The sequence below is a fragment of the Kribbella albertanoniae genome (assembly GCF_004348455.1).
Classification (GTDB): Bacteria; Actinomycetota; Actinomycetes; order Propionibacteriales; family Kribbellaceae; genus Kribbella; species Kribbella albertanoniae.
Window position 1 is genome coordinate 1 of the sequence record NZ_SMKA01000153.1, and the last position, 21603, is coordinate 21603.

Sequence of the window (21603 nt, forward strand, 5' to 3'; positions counted from 1 at the left end):
GTCCAGGAGGGCTAGGAGGCGGTGGGTTACTTCGGCGCCGAGGCCGACGACGTTGTTGGACATCGCGGTGAGGCGGGGGTGGGTGATGCGGCAGAGGGTGGAGTCGTCCCAGGCGATCAGGGTGATGTCGCGGGGGACTACGGCGCCTAGGCCTTGGACCACGGAGAGGCCTGCTACGGCCATCAGGTCGTTGTCGTAGATGATCGCGGTCGGGCGGGGGTCGGCGGCGAGCAGGTCGCGGGTGGCGGCGGCGCCTTGGTCGGCGGAGTAGTCGGTGTGGATCACCTTCGTCTCCAGGCCGTAGCGGCTGCTCGCCTCGACGAACGCACGGTCGCGGATCCACACATCGCCGTACTCCGGCGGGCCGGCGACGCGGGCCACCCGGCGGTGGCCGAGGGTGGCGACGTGGCCGAGGGCGGTGTGCATGGCGGCGGTGGCGTCGGACCAGACGCACGGCAGACCGTCGGCCAGCTCGGGGTGGCCGACCAGGACGGCGGGCAGGCCGAGCTTGCGGAGCAACGGGATGCGCGGATCGCTGACCCGTAGGTCGACCACGATCACGCCGTCGACGCGGCGCTCGGCGGCCCACTTCCGGTACGTCGCCAATTCCTCGTCCAAGTTGGTCACCACCTGAAGGGCCAACGCGTACGAGCGCTCGGCGAGCACGGACTCCACACCTCCCACGAAGCCCATGTAGAACGGCTCCTCGGTCAGTGTCTGCGCGGTCCGCGCAAGCACCAGGCCGAAGGTCTCACTGCGCGCCGCGGACAACTGACGGGCGGCGCGGTTCGGTACCCACTCCATTTCTTCGGCGACGCGAAGAACCCGCGCACGGGTAGCCGCGGAGACTCCGGGCTGGTTGTTCAGCGCGTACGACACCGCGCCTTTGGAGACGCCGGCGCGGCGTGCGATCTCCTTGATGGTGACTCGGGGCACAACAAACTCCTCACGGGCGGCCGGACCGCTGACGGTCGGTCCGGAATCCTCCAGTGTGCGCGCGTTTCCACGCCGTGTCACCAAGTGGGAGCAGAGCGTGACTCTTTTGATCACATATCGGAACTCGCCGGTTCCGGTCGCGAGCGTTCGAGGTCTGGGCGGACCCTAGTCGGGGCGTCCGTGATTGGGATACGGTTGCCAGCGTTACTTAACCGGTTCGGCTATCACGCCGGTACGGCGGCTCCAGGGCAGCGGGCGCAGTACCGGTCACGAGGAGAAACCATGGTCGCAGTGGACAACCTGTCCCTCCAGTTGTACACGGTCCGCTACAAGCTCGAAGAGGACTTCGACGCCACCCTGGCCCGTATCGCGGAGATCGGCTTCACCAAGGTGGAGCCGTTCGGAATCCCCGGTAACGCGGACCGGCTGGCCGACGCGCTGCCCAAGCACGGACTCTCGGCGCCCACCACGCACGCCGGTCTGCTCAAGGGCGAGGCCGCGGCGATCTACGAGGCCGCCACGAAGCTCGGCATCGGCACCGTCATCGACCCGCACGTCGACCCGGCCCGCTGGCTGTCGGCCGACGACATCAAGGCGACCGCCGAGGCGCTGAACCAGGCGTCCGTCGAGGCCGCGGAGCACGGCATCACGGTCGGTTACCACAACCACCAGTTCGAGTTCGAGAACAAGATCGACGGCGCCCACCCGCTGGAGATCTTCGTCGACCACCTGAACGACGACGTCATCCTCGAGGTCGACACCTACTGGGGTGTCGTCGGTGGCGGCGACATCCCGGCCCTGCTGAAGAAGTGGGGCAACCGCGTCCAGGCGATCCACGTCAAGGACGGCGACGGAACCCTGAACAACAAGGCCCAGACGGCTGTCGGTGACGGCACGATCGCGATCGCCGACATCCTCGCAGCGGCCCCGCAGGCGCTGCGCGTGGTCGAGCTGGACGACTTCAGCGGCGAGATCTTCGACGCCGTCGAGGGCAGCTTCAAGTTCCTCACCGGAGAGGGCGCACCCGCATGAGCGCGGTCGGCGTTGGTGTGATCGGCGCCGGGGTCATCTCGGACGCCTACATCAAGAGCATGCAGAGCTTCCCGGACCTGAAGGTCGTCGCGATCGGCGACCTGCGGCCGGAGGCGGCGAAGGAGAAGGCGAGCCAGTTCGGCATCGAGAGCCACGGGGCCCCCGAGGTCGTGCTGAGCCACCCGGACGTCGAGATCGTGGTCAACCTGACCATCCCGGTCGCGCACGTCGAGGTGGCGCTGGCAGCCGTTGCCACAGGCAAGCATGTCTGGAGCGAGAAGCCCTTCTCGCTGGACCAGGAGAGTGGCCTCAAGCTGCTCGCGGCCGCGAAGGACGCCGGGCTGCGGCTGGGCTGCGCGCCCGACACGATCCTCGGTCCGGGGCTGCAGGAGTCGCGGCGCATCATCGAGCGGGGCGACATCGGTACGCCGTTGACCGCGCTCACGCTGATGCAGTCCCCCGGCCCGGAGTCGTGGCACCCGAACCCGGCGTTCCTGTTCCAGGAAGGCGCCGGCCCGCTCTGGGACATCGGCCCGTACTACCTGACCACGCTGGTCCAGCTGTTCGGACCGGTCGCGGCAGTGGCCGGTATCGGGTCGAAGTCGAAGGAGAAGCGCACGATCGGATCGGGCCCGCTGGCCGGGACCGACTTCGACGTGACGGTTCCGACGCATGTCAGCGCGATCGCACGGTTCGAGTCGGGGCAGTCGTCGCAGAGCATCTTCAGCTTCGACTCGCCGCTCGCGCGGAACGGGTTCGTCGAGATCACCGGTTCCGAGGCGACCCTCGCCGTACCGGACCCGAACGGGTTCGACGGTGAGATCAAGATCCGCCGCCGCGGTGCCGAGGACTGGGAGACGCTGGAGACCACCAAGGCGTCGGCGCAGCGCGGTACGGGCGTTCTGGAGATGGCGCGCGCGATCCGTGCGGACCGGCCGCACCGGGCGAACGGGGCGCTCGCGTTCCACATCGTCGACGTGATGTCCTCCATCACCCAGTCGATCGACACCGGCGCGTTCGTCGACGTGACGAGCACGGTCGAGGTCGCTCCGGTGCTGCCGGAGGACTGGGACGTGCAAGCGGCGACCCTGTAAAGATGACCCGGTGAACAAACTTCAGCTGGATCCCGGGTGGACCGTCGTGTTCGCCGGGGACTCCGTCACCGACGGCGGTCATCGCACCGACCCCACCGGACTGGGGAACACCTATGTCCGGGACATCGCCGAGGACCTCGGCGACAACCGGCCGCGGATCGTCAACACCGGGACCAGTGGCAACCGCGCGGTCGACCTGGTCGCGCGGTGGTCCACCGACATCCTGGCGCTCGAGCCGTCACTGGTGTCGATCCTGATCGGGATCAACGACACCTGGCGCCGGTACGACAAGTTCGACCCGACCACGGTCGAGGCGTACGAGGCGTCGTACCGCGAACTGCTCGCACCGCTGCAGTGCCCGCTCGTGCTGGTCGAGCCTTTCCTGCTGCAGGTGAAGCCCGAGCATGCGGAGTGGCGGGAGGATCTCGATCCGAAGATCGAGGTGGTCCGCAAACTCGCCGTCGAGTACGACGCGATCCTGGTGCCGGCCGATGCCGAGCTCAACAAACTCGCTGCGAGCGTCGGCGCGGCCACGCTGGCCGACGACGGCGTCCATCCTTCAGCCGCCGGGCACGAGGCCCTTGCCGATCTGTGGCAGCACTACGTTCTCGCTCCCTGAACTACCGCTCCCGGATCTCGCTCCGGGGGCGTTAGTTTGTTCTGACTAAACCGGTTCACGCATTTTGGAGATCCGCTGTGACAGCTCGCAAGGACCTGACCACCGAGGGTGGCGCCGTCTGGACTGTGGAGGCCGTCGACCATGCGGCGATCGTGGCAACAGTGCCTGGTGAGGTGCACACCGATCTGTTGGCCGGCGGGGTGATTCCGGATCCGTTTGATGGGGACAACGAGAGCAAGCTGGCGTGGATCGGGTTGACCGACTGGGTCTACCGGACGACGTTCGACTGGGCGGCGGACGGGCATGCCGTGCAGGAGTTGGTGGCTGACGGGCTCGACACGGCCGCGACCGTAACGCTCAACGGGACCGAGCTCGGCCGGACCTGCAACCAGCACCGCGGTTATCGGTTCGACGTCACCGGCGTACTGGTGGCTGAGGGCAACGAGTTGGTGGTTGAGTTCGCGTCACCGGTGGAGACTGCGAAGAAGCTGGCCGAGACGCTCGGGCTCTGGCCGCACACGAACAAGCATGCGTACAACGCGATCCGCAAGATGGCCAGCAACTACGGGTGGGACTGGGGTCCGGACCTCGCCACCGCGGGCATCTGGAAGCCGATCGCGATCGAGTCCTGGTCCGGCGTCCGGATCGACACGGTCCGCCCGCTGGCGAGCCAGTCCGGCCTACTGACCACCCATGTAGCACTGACCTGGTCCGAGGGCGCAACCGACACGAAGGCGACCGTCAAGGTCGGTGACGTCGAGGTGTCAACGACAGTTGCCGCAGGCACCGAAAGCGTCGAGCTCGCTGCAACGCTCGAGGATGTCAAGGTCTGGTGGCCGCGCGGCCATGGCGAACAGCCCTTGTACGACGTCGCCGTCACTGCCGGCGATGACAGCTGGACCGGGCGGGTCGGCTTCCGCGACATCACGATGAACGTTGCCCCCGACAAGGACGGTGGCCCGTTCGTCCTGTCGGTGAACGGCAAACCGATCTACGTCCGCGGCGCAAACTGGATCCCCGACGACGCCTTCGTGACCCGGCTGAACCGATCGACGTACGAGACGAGCATCCAGGACGCCCTCGACGCAGGCATGAATCTGCTGCGCGTCTGGGGTGGCGGCATCTACGAGACCGACGATTTCTACGACATCTGCGACGAGCAGGGTGTGCTGGTCTGGCAGGACTTCCTGTTCGCCTGCGCGGCCTACTCCGAGGACGAGCCGCTGTGGAGCGAGATCGAGGCCGAAGCGCAGCAGGCCGTCACGCGGCTGAGCAAGCACGCCAGCCTCGCGGTCTGGAACGGCAACAACGAAAACATCTGGGGGTACGTCGAGTGGGGCTGGCGCGCGCCGCTGGCCGGGCGCAAGTGGGGTGAGGGCTACTACTTCGACCTGCTGCCGAAGATCGTCCACGAACTCGACCCGCGCACGCCGTACTCGGAGGGCAGCCCTTACTCGTACGACCACTTCATCCACCCGAACGACGACCGCAACGGCACCATGCACATCTGGGACGTGTGGAACCAGGTCGACTACACGAACTACCGCAAGTACAAGCCGCGGTTCGTGTCGGAGTTCGGGTTCCAGGGACCGCCGGCCTGGTCGACGCTGACCTCGGTGGTGCACGACGAGCCGCTGGATCCGTACGGCGCGCAGATGCTCGTGCACCAGAAGGCTTACGAGGGCAACCTCAAGCTGGAGCGCGGCCTCGGCGATCACCTCCCCCTGTGGAAGTCGATGGATGACTGGCACTGGACGACGCAGCTGAACCAGGCGCGAGCGATCATCTACGGCATCGAGCACTTTCGCAGCCTGTTCCCGCTGAACACCGGCGCGATCATCTGGCAGCTCAACGACAACTGGCCGGTCGTGTCCTGGGCCGCGGTCGACGGGCACGGGATCCGCAAGCCGCTGTGGTTCGCGTTGAAGAAGGTGTACGCCGATCGCCTGCTCAGCGTGCAGCCGACCGACGACGGTCTGGTCGTTGCCGCGCACAACGATTCCGACGAGGCGTGGTCCACCCAGTTGACACTGACACGCCGGGCGACCGGTGCCGGTGGCGAGGTGTTCGCGCGCGAGAGCATCGCTCTCGAAGTAGAGCCCCGCTCCGCGACACTCACCACGGTCCCGGTTTCGCTCATCTCGTACGACGCCACGACCGAGTACCTGGAAGTCCGTGCGGATGACGGCGCGACGGCGTACTGGTACTTCGTCGAGGACACGCAGCTCCAGCTCGCTCCCGACGCCTACACAGCCGAAGTCAAACCGACAAGTGATGGGTACGACGTCACCGTCACGGCAACCGCGTTGGCCAAGGACCTGGCGCTCTTCCCGGACCGCCTGGACCCAGCGGCCCGGGTGGATTCCTGCCTGATCACCCTGTCCGCCGGCGAGAGCCACACCTTCCATGTCACCGGAGCGAGCGCTCCGACTGAGGTCGGCGTACCGGTGCTGCGATCGGCGAACGACCTGCTGACCGGGGCATAAGCCACCTGTGGTGGCGCGGGCGCGGGAGTTGGCGGCGGATAGGTGGTCGGGCGCGCCCCGGCTATCGGCGCGGGCTCAGATGTTGATCGCGATGTACTTGGTTTCCAGGTACTCGTCGATGCCGACCGAACCGCCTTCGCGGCCGAGGCCTGATTGTTTGACGCCGCCGAACGGGGCGGCGGGGTTGGAGACGATGCCCTGGTTGAGGCCGATCATGCCGGTCTCGAGGCGTTCGGAGATGCGTAGCGCGCGGGTCAGGTCGTTGGTGAACAAGTAGGAGACCAGCCCGTACTCCGTGTCGTTCGCCATCTCGACCGCTTCGTCCTCGGTGTCGAAGGCGGTCAGCGGGGCGACCGGGCCAAAGATCTCCTCCTTCTGCAGCCGGGCGTCCCAGGGCACGTCGGCGAGGACGGTCGGCGGGTAGAAGTAGCCGTTGCCTTCAGCAACCGATCCGCCGGTGAGGACCCGCGCGCCGAGCTCGACCGCGTCGTCGACCAGCTCCTTGACCTTGTCCCGCTGGGTCGCGTCGATCAGCGGCCCGACGTCGACACCGTCATCGGTCCCGCGGCCGACCGTGAGGGCGTTCATCCGCTCGGTGAGCCGGCGCGAGAACTCGTCCAGTACGGCGGACTGCACGTAGATGCGGTTGGCCGCCGTACAGGCCTCTCCGCCGTTGCGCATCTTCGCCAGCATCGCGCCCTCGACGGCCTGGTCGAGGTCGGCATCGGCGAACACCAGCAGCGGCGCGTTGCCGCCCAGCTCCATGCTGGTCTTCAGCACCTGCTCCGCGGCCTGCTCGATCAGCTTGCGGCCGACCTGGGTGGAGCCGGTGAATGAGAGCTTGCGGGCGCGGCCGTCGCGGATCAACGGTTCCATCACGCCACCGGAGTCGCTGGTGGTCACCACGTTGAGGACACCGGCCGGCAGCCCGGCCTCGGTCATCAGCTCGGCCAGCTTCAGCATCGACAGCGGGGTCTGCGAGGCCGGCTTGATCACCATCGTGCAGCCGGCCGCAACCGCCGGGCCGATCTTGCGGGCACCCATCGCGGCCGGGAAGTTCCATGGGGTGATCAGCAGGCACGGGCCGACCGGCTGCCGCATCACCAGGAAGCGGCCCTTGCCGTTCGGCGCGACCTGGTAGCTGCCCTCGATCCGCACCGCCTCTTCGGCGAACCACCGGAAGAACTCGGCGGCGTACGCGATCTCGCCCTTGGACTCGGCGACCGGCTTACCCATCTCCAGCGTCATCAGCAGCGCCAGCTCGTCGGCGCGCTCAGTCATCAGCTCATAGGTACGGCGCAGGATCTCGCCACGCTCGCGTGGTGGCGTGGCTGCCCAGTCCGCCTGTGCGGCGACCGCTGCGTCCAGCGCGGCCTTACCGTCGGCCGGACTGGCATCAGCGACCTGGCACAACGTCGTACCGGTGGAAGGGTCCTCGACGACCAGCGTCCGGCCGCCCTCAGCCGCTCTCCACTTGCCACCGATGAACAGCTCAGTCGGACACTGCTCGACAACCGCCTGCTCCTTGTCCATATACCCACCATAGGACGCTCTCAGGCAGTGGCAATGAGGGGTGGAGCATGCCGCGGTACTGTCCGGATCGCACGCGTCAGGCCGGCAGCAATCGTGCGCAGGATCGACGACCGGACCAGACCGTCGAAAGCGAGTGGGACGAGCATCAGCTCGTCGGCCGTCGTACCAGCGACCAGACTGCCGAGTGCCGACACCACTGAGGTCCGGGAGCCGACAATGTGGCCCGGGTCGTCCAGGAGCCGTTCGGCGCGACCACGCTCGCGTCCGGTCAGAGGTGGCTCCAGCAACGCCATCAGATCGGCCGTAGTCGCACGAGGTGACGCCACGCTGAGCCGCGTCTTCACTCGCACGTATTCAGCGAACCGAATGATCGCCTCTGCCTCCGAGTCCGCAGCAACCACTCCGATCGTCACGGCCAAGTAGGGCTTCACCGTCGGCCCACTGGCCTCGAAGTGATCCCGGTACGCCGCCACCGCCGCACTGGTCATCGCCGTCGCACTGTGATGCTGCACCACGACCGGTAGCCCTCGTACGGCGGCAACCGCAGCCGCACCGGGGTGGTCGGCGCACACGAGTACTGGTGGCGGCAGTCCGGCAAGTGACAGCCGTACGTCGCCCACGGGTGCGCGACCGGGCATGCCGTCGCGGAGGAACCCGCACAGCTCGTCCAGTCGCTGCGGGAACGTGTCACGGGCGCTACCGCCGAGCGCGGCCGCCGTACTGGGTGCGTGGCTGAACTGCTGGCCGACACCGAGGTCGATGCGGCTCGGGTACGCCGCAGCGAGCGCAGCGAACTGTTCTGCGATCACCAGCGGCTGGTGGTTGGTCAGGAGTACGCCGGCCGAGCCCAGCCGGATCCGGTCGGTCCGTGCTGCCAGGACTGCGGCAAGAACGGCAGGTGCCGCGCTGCCGACGCCCCGGACGCCGTGCTGCTCCCCCAACCAGAACCGGCGGTAACCGAGGTCGTCGGCAGCCTGTGCAACCTCTGCGGTCTCCCGGAGTGCGGCCGCAGCCGACTGACCGGGCAGCTGCGGAACGGTGTCCAGCACCGAGTGCGCAGAAACCGGCAAACCAGGAGTGACAGGAGAGAGCACCTGCCCACCGTCGCAGCGCACCGCCGTTTCCACATGGGGGTCCTGCCCCCATGTTTCTGTCAACCGGTACCCCGAAAGATGGGGGAGCCGATCCCTTGCCGTCTGCCTGACCTGTCAGGCATTGTTCCCGGCGTTCCTTCCAGAATTCGCGGCAGAGGAGGCCAAGGACGAGTGCAGACAACGAACTGGGAGCCGTAGTTCCGCTCCCCACCTGATCCGGCCAGCCTTCCACCAGAGGCCGGCCGGGCGCTGCTGCCGCGGGGTGATCAACCCCCAGTCGTCGCCCCGCGGCAGTTGCCCATCGTTGTCATCCCTAGCTGGCCCGCCCGACCAGAAATATGGGGGCCCTATACCCATGTCGAGCACCGACTGCCGATGGCAGCCTGACCGCATGCTCAGCTCAGCGACCGCGAGTCCGCTCCGGACCGATCAGCGCGACAGCGCCTGGTGGTCCGCCGCGCTGCGGCCGGACGAGCTGCGGTCAGTTGAGAGGGCCGGCGGCATGCCAGCCTGGGCCCAGTACGTCGAGCGCAGCACCGCCGCCCACCCGTGCACACCCCCGGTGGCAGCCGGCGAAGAATGGCAGCAGGCGTTCATGCACTGCCTGCAGCCCCTGCTCACTGTCGCCCGCGACGACTTGACCGCCGCCGGACACACCGGCGTACTGACCGAGCAGTTCCTGCACCGCCTGGGCCTTCAACTGGTCAAGCAGGCCTCCCGCACGCTGGTCCTGGAGCTGGCCCGAGCCCGCGACCGCGGAGAGCTCGTCGGCGCCACGCCCGCGCTGCGCTTCCTGAACTTCACCCACCGGCTCGTCGGAGGGAGCGAGCTGGCGGAACTCCTGGCCACCTATCCGGTACTGGCCCGGGTCCTGGGCGAGTCGTGCCGCCAAAGCATCGAGGGTCACCTCGAGCTGCTGGCACGACTCGCCGAGGACCGAGACTCCCTCATCACCGCCCTGCTCGACGGCCGCGACCCCGGCGCTCTGGTCTCCATCGAGACCAGCGGTGACGCCCACCGAGGCGGCCGCTGCACCGCCATCCTCACCTTCGCCAACGGCACCCGCCTGGTCTACAAACCGCGCTCCCTAGACCTCCACGGCCACTTCAACGAACTGGTCGACTGGCTGAACACCAAAACCGGCCTGGACCTACGCACGGTCGAACTGCTCCGCCGCCCGGACTACGGCTGGCTGGAGTACATCGCCAGCGAACCCTGCGCCGACGCCGGCGCAGTCCGCCGCTTCTACCACCGCCAAGGCGCCCTACTCGCTTTGCTGTACGTCCTCGACGGCACCGACATGCACTACGAGAACTTGATCGCCGTCGGCGAGCAACCGGTGCTCGTGGATATCGAAACCCTGTTCCACCCGAGCCTGCTGCCGCCTGGCGCGCTCAGCCGCGACCCGGCGTACCGGACGATCCAGAGCTCGGTCTACCGCACAGCACTCCTGCCGCTCCTGGTGGCCGGTGAGAACGGCGTTGCAGACGTGTCCGGACTGGGCGGCGACGAAGGCGCCACCTCACCGCAGAATGTTGCCGAGTGGGCCGACGCCGGACTGGACTCGATGCATCTGATTCGTCGGCCACGGATCCGTCCCGGTGGTAACAACCGCCCGCGTCTGGACGGCTTGGCGATCGAACCACGAGATCACGAGATCGCCATACTGATGGGCTTTCGCGAGGCCTACGAGGCCATCGCCCGGCATCGCAGCGAGTTGCTGGGGCCGGAAGGCATCCTGGCCAGCTGTGCGAACGACCCCGTCCGTTTCGTTCCGCGCAACACCAGTCTGTATGCGAGCTTGCTGGACGAGTCGACCCACCCTGATGCACTGCGGGACGCCGGCGCCCGCGACCAGTTGTTCGACCTGCTGTGGGAGGGCGACCCGTCGCTGCACAGCCTGGTCGCGCGCGAGCTGACAGACCTCTGGACGGGCGATGTACCGCTTTTCACCGTCCGCCCGAACAGCCGGGACGTCTGGGCGTCCGACGGCACCCGGTTCCCCGGTGTCCTCGGTGCTGCAGGGCTGGCGGTCGTGGCATCGAAGATCACCGCGCTCAGCGACGTCGACGCGCACCGGCAGAAATGGTTGATCTCAGCCTCGCTGGCTACCCGCCCGGAGCCGATCGTGCACTTGAGTACGGCGAACCGATCGGGGCTGGGCACTGCCGAGGCCGACCCGGGCATGCTGCTCACTGCTGCCACCGACATAGCCGATGAGGTTGTTGCCCAGGTCATCAGTGATCCAGGCGGCGCCGCCAACTGGCTCGGGCTGGAGCTAATCGACGACAGCCATTGGGCTGTCCGCCAGATGGGGGCCGGCCTCACCAACGGCTACCTCGGTACGGCGCTCTTTCTGGCTCAGGTCGGCGCGCTGACCGGAGCAGACCGGTACTGCGAGCTGGCCAGGGATGCGATCCAGCCTGTGCCGGAACTCCTGCAGGCACTCGGATCCGACCCCGAGTCCGCGCAGTTCGTAGGTCCGGGCCTGCACGGTCTCGGCGGCATCAGCTACGCACTCAACCGCTTGTCGACGCTGCTCGGCGACGGGGGGCTGGCCGTCTGGCTGCGCGCCTCGCTAGAGCTGGCCGACCAACTCACACCGGACCCCACCGAGTTCCCGACGTACGCCGAGGGAGCAGCAGGCGGACTTGCCGCCATGCAGTCGATCCAGGGCATCCCGGCTGCGGTTCGGCTTGCCCAGCGGTATGCCGACGAACTCGTGAGCACGGTCGGCCGCGCTGCGCGCGCACCCGGCCAAGGGTTCGCCCGCGGCTATCAGGGCATCGCCTGGGCACTTGGCAAGTACGGCATACCAGGTGACAAGTACCTCGATGCGGCCCACACAGCGGCCGATCTCGACCTTCCGAGCCGACCGAACGGTCAGGGGTGGTGTTCCGGTGACGCCGGTACCGCGCTGGTCCGGCTTGCGGCCGGAAAGTCCGCGGACCTCGAGATGTATTTGCGGACCGCCTCCGAACGTCCGGTACTCGCAGACCTCAGTTTGTGTCATGGCGAGCTCGGCGCGGTCGAGCCACTGGCGTGGCTGGCCGAACGTGATCATCCAGCCGTAGAGGGGGTACGGCAACGCCGTATCCGGCTGGTGCTCGCGGCAGTACAGCAGTACGGACCACAGTGCGGTACACCTCGTTCGGTTCCATCTCCAGGTCTGCTGACCGGTCTGGCGGGAATCGGCTACGGATTGCTCCGGCTGGCGTTCCCAGAACGTGTTCCGTCCGTGCTGTTGCTGGAATCAACCACCGGATGGCGGCGCACTGGAATGCGCTGACCTCCACACAGCACCAGGGGAGAACAACATGACCGCCCAGAACAATTCCGGACCGGAACGCCCTGAACCCAACGGCGACAACGTCGACCCACTCGGTCCGATCCACCTGCCCAAGCGCAGCAAGGTCGGCGCACGCGCAATGGCCCTGGTAGGGACCATCGGCCTGAGTTCAATCGGCGCCGCCGTCATCAACACCGAACCAGGCTGGCCCTTCACCACCATCGAACACTGAGCTGTAGATCCAGCGATCGTTTGAACGAGCGAGGTCGGCACGGCGTTCAGCCAGCCGACCTCGCCGTACCCGCTGCGATATCAGCAATCCGTCGTTACAGTGGCCACCATGCAGACCCGTTCGCCCAGGGTGGTCGGCAGGAACCAGGAGATCGATCAGCTCCGGAATTTGCTGACCGCCACTCGCGGCGGGCACGGGGGTGCGGTCTTCCTGGTCGGTGAACCCGGCATCGGTAAGAGCCGCCTCGCCGCGCTCGCCACTGCACGAGCGCTCGACGAGGAGATGGCGGCCTTGCGCGGCCGGGTCGGTGCGCTCGGCACGATGGTCGCATTCCGTCCCTTCACCGAGGCTCTGCTCGCGCTGATCCGGCGCGGCGAGATGCCCGACCCGGGCAGCCTCGGGCCTTACCGGCAGGTGCTCGGCCGCCTGATCCCGGACTGGGATGACGGCACCGCTCACGAGAGCGGAGCCTCACCGGTGATCCTCGGCGAGGCGGTGCTGCGGCTACTCGCGCTGGTCGGTCGCGGTCGCGGCTGCCTGCTGGTGCTGGAAGATCTGCACGACGCGGATCCGGAGACGCTGGCCGTCATCGAGTACCTGCTCGACAACCTGGAGGATCAGCCGATCGCGCTCGTTGCGACCCTGCGCTCGGAGTCCTGCGCGGCCGCCGAGCTAGCCCGGGTAGCCGCCCAGCGCGGTTCCGCCCGGCTGCTCGAACTGCAGCCGCTTCAGCCGACAGAGGTGGTCGAGCTCGCAGCCGAGTGCCTGGAGATCCCGGTTGACGGATTGCCGGCACAACTTGCCGAGCGGTTGTGGCACGACAGCGCGGGCGTACCGTTCATCGTCGAGGAGCTGCTTCAGGAAGCCAGCCGCTCCGGGCAGTTGCTGGCCCGGCCGGACGGCAGTCTCCAGGTGGTGGACGGACTGCGCACCAATGTGCCCGCCGCGGTCGTCCGGAGCATCACCAGCCGGACAGGCCAGCTCGGCAACGAGTCCCGTGACGTCCTGGTGCTGGCCGCCGTCATCGGGCACCGCTTTCCACTCAGTGTTGTCCGCAAGGCAACCGGCACGGACGAACGGTTGCTCCTGGCCACTTTGCGCGCCGGCGTCGCCGCCCAGCTGGTCGGGCCGGACGAGGCGGGTCCGGATTGGTACGCCTTCTGTCACCCATTGACCGCCGATGCGTTGCTCGCCGGCCTGACCCCGACCGAGCAGGCCGATCTGGCCAGGCGGTGCGCGAATGCCATCGAGGAGCTGCACCCTGGTCTTCCGGGCGAGTGGTGTCCGATGGTGGGCGAACTGGCCGAAACCGGAGGTGATCGGAGCCGGGCGGGCCGACTGTTTGCCCTGGCCGGGCAGCGGTCCTTCGACGAAGGCTCCACCGGCTCGGCAGTCAACCTGCTGAACCGCGCGAACACACTGCTCGCCAACGACCAGGACCTCGGCCACCGCGCCGAGGTCCTCGGCATCCTGCTGATGGCGTTGAGCGCGACCGGCGAGTTCGACAGCATTCCCGTGCACGCGGCGGCGGTCGACGAACTGGCCGACCACAACCTCGACAGCCGGAAGGTCGCGGCACTGCACGTACAGCTGTCGAACATCGAGCAGATGGCCGGTCGCTCGTCAGCCGCGCTGACCCATCTCGCCACTGCGCGGGCCCTGCTCGGGAATGACGCCGCCCCGGCCGATCTGGCCCCGGTCGACGTCCTGGCCGCCAACCTCGAGCTGGCCCGGACAAGTCCCGGGCGGGTGCGAGTCGCGACCGAACTGGCGACCCGTGCAGCGGCAGCGGCCGAGAGCGCCAACCTGCCCGAGGTGGCCTGCGAGGCCCTGCAGTTGCTCGGCATCTTGGCCCGGGAGCGCGACCTCGACGAGTCGATCGACTACTTCCACCGAGCCCGGCAGGTCGCCGAGGAGCACGGCCTGACCGTGCAGCGGATGCTGTCGCATGTCTACCAAGGCGGCACGATCTGCTTGGCCACCGGCAGCATCATCGAGCTGGAGCGGGCCCGCCAGCAGGGTCTGCGGATCGGCGCGATCCCACTCGTCTACGAGGTCGACGGGATTCTCGGCCAGCAGGCGATCCTCCGATCGCAGTACGGCAAGGCGGCGACGATCATCGACGAGGGCCTCGAGGTGACTCGGCGACTGCGCATGGGTCGGGCGGCGACGTACTTCCTGACCACCAAGGCGATTCTCGAGGCCCATCAGGGCCACCGGGCCGCGATGGAACAGACACTGGCCGAAGCTGCGAGCCGGGGCGGCGAACGAGCGTCGTACGAACTGCCCTACACGTTCGGGCTGGCGCGGGCCTTCTGTGCGCTGCTGGAGGAGGACAGGCAGCTGGCTGACTCGGATCTCGCGCAGGCCCTTGCTTACGACGCGCAGAACCCGACGACGTTTCATGCCTCGGGAAAGAACGGTTTGGCGCTGCTGCTGGGGGTGCTCTCGGCGCGGAACAGCTGGCCGCATTTCGAGGTCGTCACGGCGACCGCCGCCAGTGGCATGCGGTGGAACAAGCAGTTCGTCCAGATGGCCCATGCCGTTCTGCTCGGCCGCGACGGTCAGCATGATGCCGCGAACGCCAAGATGGCCGAGGCGATGGAGTCGGCGTCGCTGTACCCGATGGCCCGCCACCTCGGGATGCGGCTGGTTGCTGAGCCTGCGCATGCTGATGGGTGGGGGGATCCGATCGGGTGGTTGCGGCAGGCTGAGGAGTACTTTCACACTGCGCAGATCCAGCCGGTGTCGAGTGCGTGCCGGAGCCTGTTGCGGCAGCTTGGGGCGACCGTGTCGCAGCGGCGGACCGGCAGCGACCAGGTGCCGGCGGATTTGCGGCGGTTGGGGATTACTACGCGGGAATATGAGGTGTGCCGGTTACTGGTGGATCGGATCGGGAACAAGTCGATCGCGTCGCGGTTGCACATCTCGCCGCGGACGGTGGAGAAGCATGTTGCGAGCCTGATGACGAAGACCCAACAGCCCGACCGGGAGGCGTTGAGCAGTTTTGCGCGGACCGTGCTGCAAGACTGATCCCACGATGTAATTTATGAACGCTCGCTTTGTATATAGAGTGGGCGAGTGGCAGGCAAGGGGTCGGACATGAGCAAGGGAACGGTCGGCGGCGGCGGTACGACGATGCTGCGGCGGATCAACGTCGCCGCGGTACTGGACGCGGTTCGCCGGTCCGCGCCTGCGCCGTTGCGCGTGGCCGAGCTGGTCGAGCGGACGGGGTTGGCCAGGCCGACCGTCGCGCAGGCTGTTGACGAGCTGCTGGATGCGGGCTGGTTGCAGCAGCACGGGCCTGATTCGGCGGACCGCTCGCTGGGGCGGCCGGCGATCCGGGTGTCGCTGCGCGGCCGTGCGGCGCCAGTGCTCGGACTGGATGTCGGTCCGCACCGGGTGACTGTCGGTGTTTCCGATCTCGCAGGCCGCAAGCTTTCTCTGGTACGGCGTTCCGGTCCGGGCTGGACTGCCCAGGAGCTGCTCGGGGTCATCAGCGAGGTGATCACCGAGGCGCTCGCGGAGGCCGAGGTGCCGGCGGATGACATTGCCGCTGCGGTTGCGGCGAGCCCGGGCATCGTGGACGAGCACACCGGCCGGGTCCAGCTGGTCCCGAGTGTGCCGGGCTGGTCCGCGATCGACCTGATCAAGCACGTGCGCAGCCTGCTCGACTGCCCGGTTATCCTCGACAACGACGCGAACCTGGCTGCCCTGGCCATCGCGGCGGCTCGGGGCGGGACGGGGACGCTGCTAGCGGTTCAGTGGGGCGAGCGGCTCGGTGCCGGCATCGTCATCGACGGGCGTCTGCACCGCGGTACGGGCGCGGCCGGTGAGATCGGCTTCATCGCGACCGCTCCGGACGATGTCATCAACCCCGAGGACAGCCGCGGCCCGCTTGAGCGCGCAGTGGGCTCGGAGGCGATCGCGACTCTCGGCCGCCAGGCCGCATTGGACAACCCTGACTCCCGACTCGCCGAGCTGGGCGGTGACCAGCTCGACACGGCCGACGTCTTCGCCGCCGCGGCCGAGCGTGATCCGGTCGCTCAAGCGGTCGTGCAGCAGGTTGCCCGGGACTTCGCTCGCGCGCTGGCCCCCGCCGTACTGGTTCTGGACCCGACGGCTGTGGTCATCGGTGGTGGTGTGGCTCGGGCCGGTGCGGTCCTGCTGGATGCGATCTCCGACCAGCTGCGGTTGCTCACGCTGAACCACCCGAAGCTGGAGCTGTCCGCCCTGGCCGAGGACGCGGTTGTCACGGGCGCGATGCGGATGGCGCTGGACGAGGTCTGGCAGCGCAAGCTCCCGACCCCGACATTGACCAGCACGACCTAGGGCCTTAGCGTTCGGACCGCTTCGGCGATGGCGTCGGGGCGGTCGAGATGTACGAGGTGCGCCGAGTCGGTCAGCACCTCGACCGTGCCGGACAAGGCCGCGGCCAGTTCACGCTGCCCGGACAGCCAGGAGGCTTCCCCGTCACGTGAGCTACCACCGGTTGCCACGAGCAACCGAGTCGGTACGCCGCTGGCCGGAAGCAGCTTGGCGACCTCACGAGCGGTGGTCCAGCTGGCCGTGAGTTCGGCCCAGAAGCCTTGCCAGGAACGGGAATCGCCGTACAGCTTCCTAATGGTTGCCTTCGGCAAGGGGTCACGTTTGGTCACACTGCCGACCCGCACCATCGACCGCCGTACCAGTTGGCCGACGAGCCACGGCAGGCCGATCCGGCCGTAGAAACCCAGCACGACCCGGACCACTCGCTCCGCACTGGTCCCGGGGTAGAACCAGCGATGGCCGGACTCCGATGGCAAGGTGCTGTCGACAAGAACCAGCCGGGCAATCTCCTGCGGCCGGGTCAGTGCCCAGCGCATTGCGGCCAGCCCGCCGATCGAGTGCCCGATCAGACCGATCGCCTCGATGGGAGGGACACCGGCGGCAGCTCGCAGTACGTCGGGATCGGCATTCACCGGAGTTTGCCAAGGATCGATCACGCGCAGGTCATGCTCGGGCAGCAGTTCGCGGAGCCGGTCGAACTCTTGCGCTGTCTCGGCCATCCCCGGCAACACAATCCAGGTCGTCATCGCTGGAAACCTCGCTTCAAGGCGGGAAGCAACACTCCCAGCAGAACACAGACGAGCAGGATCGCCACCCGCTGCAGGACGCCCGGCGGGTGCAGGTCGTCACCACTGAGAACCTCCAGCCCGGTCTCGATCCCGAGCCAGGTATTCGTCAGCAAGACGGCTGCGGCCAGTACGGCGACCGCCCGGCCCAACGCGCCGCCCCACCCGATCCGGCGTAGCACCAGAACGGCGAACACGCCGATGGCCATCGTCCCGAGCCCGGCCAGTGTCGACGTGACCTCGTGCACCACCAGATCCGCGCCCTCGTGCCCGCGTTCCTCCGCCAGCCGGCAGGCCTCGCTGGCCGACGGGGCACAGTCCATCGGGAAGAACGAGTCGAACAACGTCCCGAGCCCGAAGACCGCCGTACTGATCATCAGGCCTCTCACATCGCGGTGCATCCGTGCCGCCGGCCGGGCCAGGATGGCGGCGACCAGCACCAGCACACTCGCCCCGAGGTCCATCGCTCGCGCATACGCACTGGTCGCCTGGTCCCGCGCACCCAGCTCGCTGAGGAACGAGGTGTGGATGTTCAGCGGGTAGCCGGCGGCGGCCTCGAGCAGCAGGCTGCAGTAGAGGATTCCGGCGGCGATCATCAGGTTCCTGGTCAGGCGGTACGGGAACCCCTTGGGTACGGCGAGCATGGCGGTAAGCCTCGCATACCGACCAAGGCGTTGACTGTGGCGTCAGGTATACCCGGAAGGTGGAGCTAGCACGACCGAAAGTTAGTCCTGGGGAGTGGGATGATCGCAAGGTGCGGTCTGAACAAGTGAAGGTGATTCCGGCGTGGCAGCACCGCGCTGCGGTATGGGTCGGGCGCATTGTGATGCTCGCCGCGGTGTGGTCGTTTCTTGCGATTGTGTTGCATCTGTTCGCCCCGGCGTACGTCAGACGGGTCGACCAGGCGTTCGACTTCTTCGGGATTCCGGCCGGGCACACGTTCTTCCCGGCCGTCTACCTGGCGGTCGTCGGCAGCGCGTTGCTGCGGGGGAAACGTGCTGCGCTGCTCTGGGTGCTGTGGATCTTCGAGGGGTTGTGGCTGCTCGGGCTGATCGCGTGGGTCGCCTTCGGCAGCGTGCAGCTGAGCAACCCGGAGACCCAGATCGTCGACGACCTGGACCGGATCACGGTCCAGAAGCTCGAGTTCGGCATCCTGCAGGTCATCGTGGTGAGCGCGCTGATCGTGCTGCTGTGGAAGATCCGCGGCGCGTTCCCGGCCCGGCTGGCTCCGGGTAGCCGGCGGCTCGCCATCGGTGCCCTGATCACCGGCATGCTGATCTCGGTGGCCGTCAGCATCTCGCTGACCCAGGTCTTCCCGAACACGCTGACCGGCCAGCGGCAGAAGATCGGCTGGGCGGTCGTGGCCGCGTTCGGACAGCAGCACAGCAAGCTCGACGGGCACCAGGGACACACCTGGGTCGGGCTGGTCGTGAGCGCGATCTCGGCCGCATCGCTGGTGATCGCCTTCGCGATCTTCCTCCGATCGGCGCGCCGGGTCCGGTACCTGACCCAGCCCGAGGAGCTCGGCGTCCGCAGGCTGCTGCTCGAGAGCGGCGAGCGGGATTCGCTCGGGTACTTCGCAACCCGCCGGGACAAGGCCGTCATCTTCTCGGCAGCCGGTGACGCCGCGATCGCCTACCGGGTGGTCAACGGGGTCAGCCTGGCCAGCGGCGATCCCCTCGGCGATCCCGCGGCCTGGCCCGGAGCGATCGAGGCCTGGACCGAGGAAGCCCGCCTGTACGGGTGGTCCCCGGCGGTCCTGTCCGCCAGCGAGGAGGCCGCCCACGCGTACGTCGACGCCGGGCTGCGGGCGCTCGCGATGGGCGACGAGGCGATCATCGATGTCGCCGACTTCAGTCTTGAGGGCCGGACGATGCGTCCGGTCCGGCAGGCGGTGACACGGGCGCAGCGGGCCGGCTACCGCGCCGAGGTGGTCCGGCACGGCGACCTATCTCCCGACGCCTTGGCGAGCTATGTCGAGCTCGCCGAGAAATGGCGTGGCGCGCAGACCGAGCGTGGTTTCTCGATGGCGCTGGGGCGGCTGGGCGATCCGGCCGACGCGCGCTGCGTGATGGTGATCGCCCGGGACGCCGACGGCGAGGTCCGCGGTCTGCTGTCCTTCGTGCCGTGGGGTGTGCGCGGTGTCTCCCTCGACCTGATGCGGCGCGATCCGGAGTCCGTGAACGGCCTGATGGAGTTCATGGTCACGTCGCTGGTGGAGGCGTGCGGTGACCTCGGTCTGCACCGGATCTCGCTGAACTTCGCGATGTTCCGGGAGATCTTCAGCGACGCCGAGCGCGTCGGCGCGGGCCCGGTGCTGCGACTCACGAACGCACTGCTCACCGCCGCGTCCCGCTTCTGGCAGCTGGAGAGCCTCTACCAGTCCAACGAGAAATACCTGCCGCGCTGGTCACCACGACTGATCTGCTACTCCCGCGGCACCTCGCTGGCCCGGGTCCTCCTAGCGGCCGGTACGGCGGAGGGCTTCCTCCCCGCGCCGCGGCCCTGGACCCGCGTCGACCGGGCGACCGGTGGCGAGCGGCACGCGATCCAGGCCGGGGACGGCGACCAGTTCGCGGCCACGGTTCGCGAGCAGGAGCAGAACCTGCTGCGCCCGGCTCTTCCGGAGCGCAAACTCACCGAGCAGGAGCAGATCCGCCGTACCAAACTGGTCGGGCTTGTTGCCGCCGGCATCGATCCTTATCCGGTCTCGGTGCTGCGGACGGAGACGATCGAGCGGATCCGCGAGCTGCACCAGAACCTGCCCGCCGACCACCGCACCGGCCAGACGGTCTCCGTGACCGGCCGCGTGCTGCGGATGCGGGACCACGGCGGTCTGTCGTTCGCCCAACTGCAGGACGGGCTGGTCCAGCTGCAGGTCATGCTGTCGGCCGATGCCTGCAGTGAGGCAGCGCTCGACCACTGGCGGCGGCTGGTCGACATCGGCGACCACGTCAGCGTCACCGGCGAGGTCGTGACGAGCAAGCGCGGCGAGCTGTCCATCGCGGCCACCGAGTGGATGATGGCGGCCAAGTGCCTGCACCCGTTGCCGGACAAGCGGAAGGGGTTCACCGACCCCGAGGCCCGGGTTAGGCAGCGGCACATCGACCTGGTGATGAACCCGGATTCGCTGCGGATGATGCGGCACCGGAGCGCCGCCGTACGGGCTATGCGCAACGGGTTCGAGACGCGTGGGTTCATCGAGGTCGAGACGCCGATGCTGCAGGCGGTGCACGGTGGCGCGAACGCGCGGCCGTTCCAGACGCACATCAATGCCTATGACACCGATCTGTTCCTGCGGATCGCGCCGGAGCTGTTTCTGAAGCGGCTCAGCGTCGGCGGGCTCGGCAAGATCTTCGAGCTCAACCGCAACTTCCGCAACGAGGGCGCGGACGCGACGCACAACCCGGAGTTCACGTCGGTCGAGGCCTACCAGCCGTACGCCGACTATCACGTGATGCGCGAGCTGACCCGGGAGCTGCTGATCGAGGCGGCGACCGCGGTCTTCGGCAAGCCGGTCGTGCAGCGGCCGGACGGCGAGATCGACATCTCCGGCGAGTGGCCGGTGATCAGTGTGCACGACGCGGTGGCCCGGGCGGCCGGCGTACCGGTTGATCCTGGTACGTCGGTGGAGACGTTGCGCGAGCTGTGCGTGAAGCATGGGGTGCACACGACGTTCGAGCTGAGTGCCGGTGAGCTGGTCCTTGAGTTGTACGACGAGCTGGTCGAGCCGCACACCACGCTGCCGACGTTCTACACCGACTTCCCGCTCGAGACGTCCCCGCTGACTCGGGTGCACCGGACCGAGCCCCGGCTCGCCGAGCGCTGGGACCTGGTCGCCTTCGGAGCCGAGATCGGTACGGCGTACTCGGAGCTCGTCGATCCGGTCGAGCAGCGGCGGCGGCTCACCGAGCAGTCGCTGAAGGCCGCGGCCGGTGATCCCGAGGCGATGTCGCTGGACGAGGACTTCCTGAGTGCGCTCGAGTACGCGATGCCGCCGACCGGTGGGCTGGGGATCGGAGTCGACCGGGTGATGATGATGCTGACCGGGCAGAACATCCGCTCGACGCTCGCTTTTCCCTTTGTGCGCCCCACTTCGAGAGATTCTTAACGCTTCGCTGGGTCGTCCCCAGTTGGTCGGCCCCGTAGCCTGGAGCAGGGCGCGGGGTTGGGG

14 protein-coding genes are annotated in these 21603 nt (G+C 68.0%); 9 read left to right on the forward strand and 5 right to left on the reverse strand.

Annotation, left to right across the window (positions count from 1 at the left end):
- The coding region (locus tag E1261_RS27345; protein WP_132411416.1) for a LacI family DNA-binding transcriptional regulator at positions 1–936 on the reverse strand (936 nt) is incomplete at its 3' end.
- A 282-nt stretch (positions 937–1218) separates the two neighbouring features.
- Between E1261_RS27345 and E1261_RS27350 the strand changes: the two genes are divergently transcribed.
- The 4 genes from E1261_RS27350 to E1261_RS27365 all read left to right on the forward strand — a co-directional run bounded on the left by E1261_RS27350 (position 1219) and on the right by E1261_RS27365 (position 6167).
- Positions 1219–1968 (forward strand): sugar phosphate isomerase/epimerase family protein, encoded by a 750-nt coding sequence (locus E1261_RS27350; protein WP_132411418.1) that lies wholly within the window; start codon positions 1219–1221, stop codon positions 1966–1968.
- The gene (locus tag E1261_RS27355) at positions 1965–3062 is read left to right on the forward strand and encodes a Gfo/Idh/MocA family protein (RefSeq protein WP_132411420.1); all 1098 of its coding nucleotides are present in this window, start codon (positions 1965–1967) and stop codon (positions 3060–3062) included. Before E1261_RS27350 ends, E1261_RS27355 begins: the two co-directional genes overlap by 4 nt.
- Positions 3063–3072: 10 nt before the next feature.
- Positions 3073–3681 carry an SGNH/GDSL hydrolase family protein gene (locus E1261_RS27360; protein WP_132411422.1) on the forward strand — a complete coding sequence of 203 codons (609 nt, stop codon included), beginning with the start codon at positions 3073–3075 and terminating at the stop codon, positions 3679–3681.
- Between the two features lie 77 nt (positions 3682–3758).
- A complete protein-coding gene (locus tag E1261_RS27365; protein ID WP_238176456.1) occupies positions 3759–6167 on the forward strand; it encodes a glycoside hydrolase family 2 protein in 2409 nt (802 codons plus the stop codon).
- Between the two features lie 75 nt (positions 6168–6242).
- Here E1261_RS27365 and E1261_RS27370 read toward each other — a convergent pair whose 3' ends face one another.
- Together E1261_RS27370 and E1261_RS27375 are read right to left on the reverse strand one after the other, a co-directional pair.
- Complete coding sequence (locus E1261_RS27370) at positions 6243–7700, reverse strand: NAD-dependent succinate-semialdehyde dehydrogenase (RefSeq protein ID WP_132411424.1); 1458 nt, start codon at positions 7698–7700, stop codon at positions 6243–6245.
- Between the two features lie 20 nt (positions 7701–7720).
- A complete protein-coding gene (locus E1261_RS27375) occupies positions 7721–8770 on the reverse strand; it encodes an MsnO8 family LLM class oxidoreductase (protein WP_238176457.1) in 1050 nt (349 codons plus the stop codon).
- 415 nt (positions 8771–9185) lie between these two features.
- Here E1261_RS27375 and E1261_RS27380 point away from each other — a divergent pair, with 415 nt between their 5' ends.
- The 4 genes from E1261_RS27380 (at position 9186) to E1261_RS27395 (ending at position 16647) form a co-directional block, all read left to right on the forward strand.
- Positions 9186–12083 (forward strand): type 2 lanthipeptide synthetase LanM family protein, encoded by a 2898-nt coding sequence (locus tag E1261_RS27380; protein WP_132411428.1) that lies wholly within the window; start codon positions 9186–9188, stop codon positions 12081–12083.
- A 28-nt stretch (positions 12084–12111) separates the two neighbouring features.
- Complete coding sequence (locus tag E1261_RS27385; RefSeq protein ID WP_132411430.1) at positions 12112–12315, forward strand: hypothetical protein; 204 nt, start codon at positions 12112–12114, stop codon at positions 12313–12315.
- 108 nt (positions 12316–12423) lie between these two features.
- A complete protein-coding gene (locus E1261_RS27390) occupies positions 12424–15348 on the forward strand; it encodes a helix-turn-helix transcriptional regulator (RefSeq protein ID WP_132411432.1) in 2925 nt (974 codons plus the stop codon).
- A gap of 69 nt (positions 15349–15417) precedes the next feature.
- A complete protein-coding gene (locus E1261_RS27395) occupies positions 15418–16647 on the forward strand; it encodes an ROK family transcriptional regulator (RefSeq protein WP_238176458.1) in 1230 nt (409 codons plus the stop codon).
- Here the strand turns inward: E1261_RS27395 and E1261_RS27400 are convergent.
- Positions 16644–17390 (reverse strand): alpha/beta fold hydrolase, encoded by a 747-nt coding sequence (locus tag E1261_RS27400; protein WP_132411436.1) that lies wholly within the window; start codon positions 17388–17390, stop codon positions 16644–16646. The genes E1261_RS27395 and E1261_RS27400 overlap by 4 nt on opposite strands.
- Positions 17387–18073 (reverse strand): DUF998 domain-containing protein, encoded by a 687-nt coding sequence (locus tag E1261_RS27405; RefSeq protein WP_132411437.1) that lies wholly within the window; start codon positions 18071–18073, stop codon positions 17387–17389. The genes E1261_RS27400 and E1261_RS27405 overlap by 4 nt, the downstream gene beginning before the upstream one ends.
- 110 nt (positions 18074–18183) lie before the next feature.
- Between E1261_RS27405 and lysX the strand changes: the two genes are divergently transcribed.
- A complete protein-coding gene (gene lysX, locus E1261_RS27410) occupies positions 18184–21540 on the forward strand; it encodes a bifunctional lysylphosphatidylglycerol synthetase/lysine--tRNA ligase LysX (protein WP_132411439.1) in 3357 nt (1118 codons plus the stop codon).
- The last annotated feature ends 63 nt before the right edge of the window (positions 21541–21603 follow it).

Excerpts from the sequence above, each read along its gene's own strand:
- E1261_RS27350 (WP_132411418.1), top strand. The coding sequence starts at position 1,219 with ATGGTCGCAGTGGACAACCTGTCCCTCCAGTTGTACACGGTCCGCTAC.
- E1261_RS27355 (WP_132411420.1), top strand. The coding sequence starts at position 1,965 with ATGAGCGCGGTCGGCGTTGGTGTGATCGGCGCCGGGGTCATCTCGGAC.
- E1261_RS27370 (WP_132411424.1), bottom strand. The coding sequence starts at position 7,700 with ATGGACAAGGAGCAGGCGGTTGTCGAGCAGTGTCCGACTGAGCTGTTC.
- E1261_RS27380 (WP_132411428.1), top strand. The coding sequence starts at position 9,186 with ATGCTCAGCTCAGCGACCGCGAGTCCGCTCCGGACCGATCAGCGCGAC.
- E1261_RS27385 (WP_132411430.1), top strand. The coding sequence starts at position 12,112 with ATGACCGCCCAGAACAATTCCGGACCGGAACGCCCTGAACCCAACGGC.
- E1261_RS27390 (WP_132411432.1), top strand. The coding sequence starts at position 12,424 with ATGCAGACCCGTTCGCCCAGGGTGGTCGGCAGGAACCAGGAGATCGAT.
- E1261_RS27395 (WP_238176458.1), top strand. The coding sequence starts at position 15,418 with ATGAGCAAGGGAACGGTCGGCGGCGGCGGTACGACGATGCTGCGGCGG.
- E1261_RS27400 (WP_132411436.1), bottom strand. The coding sequence starts at position 17,390 with ATGACGACCTGGATTGTGTTGCCGGGGATGGCCGAGACAGCGCAAGAG.
- E1261_RS27405 (WP_132411437.1), bottom strand. The coding sequence starts at position 18,073 with ATGCTCGCCGTACCCAAGGGGTTCCCGTACCGCCTGACCAGGAACCTG.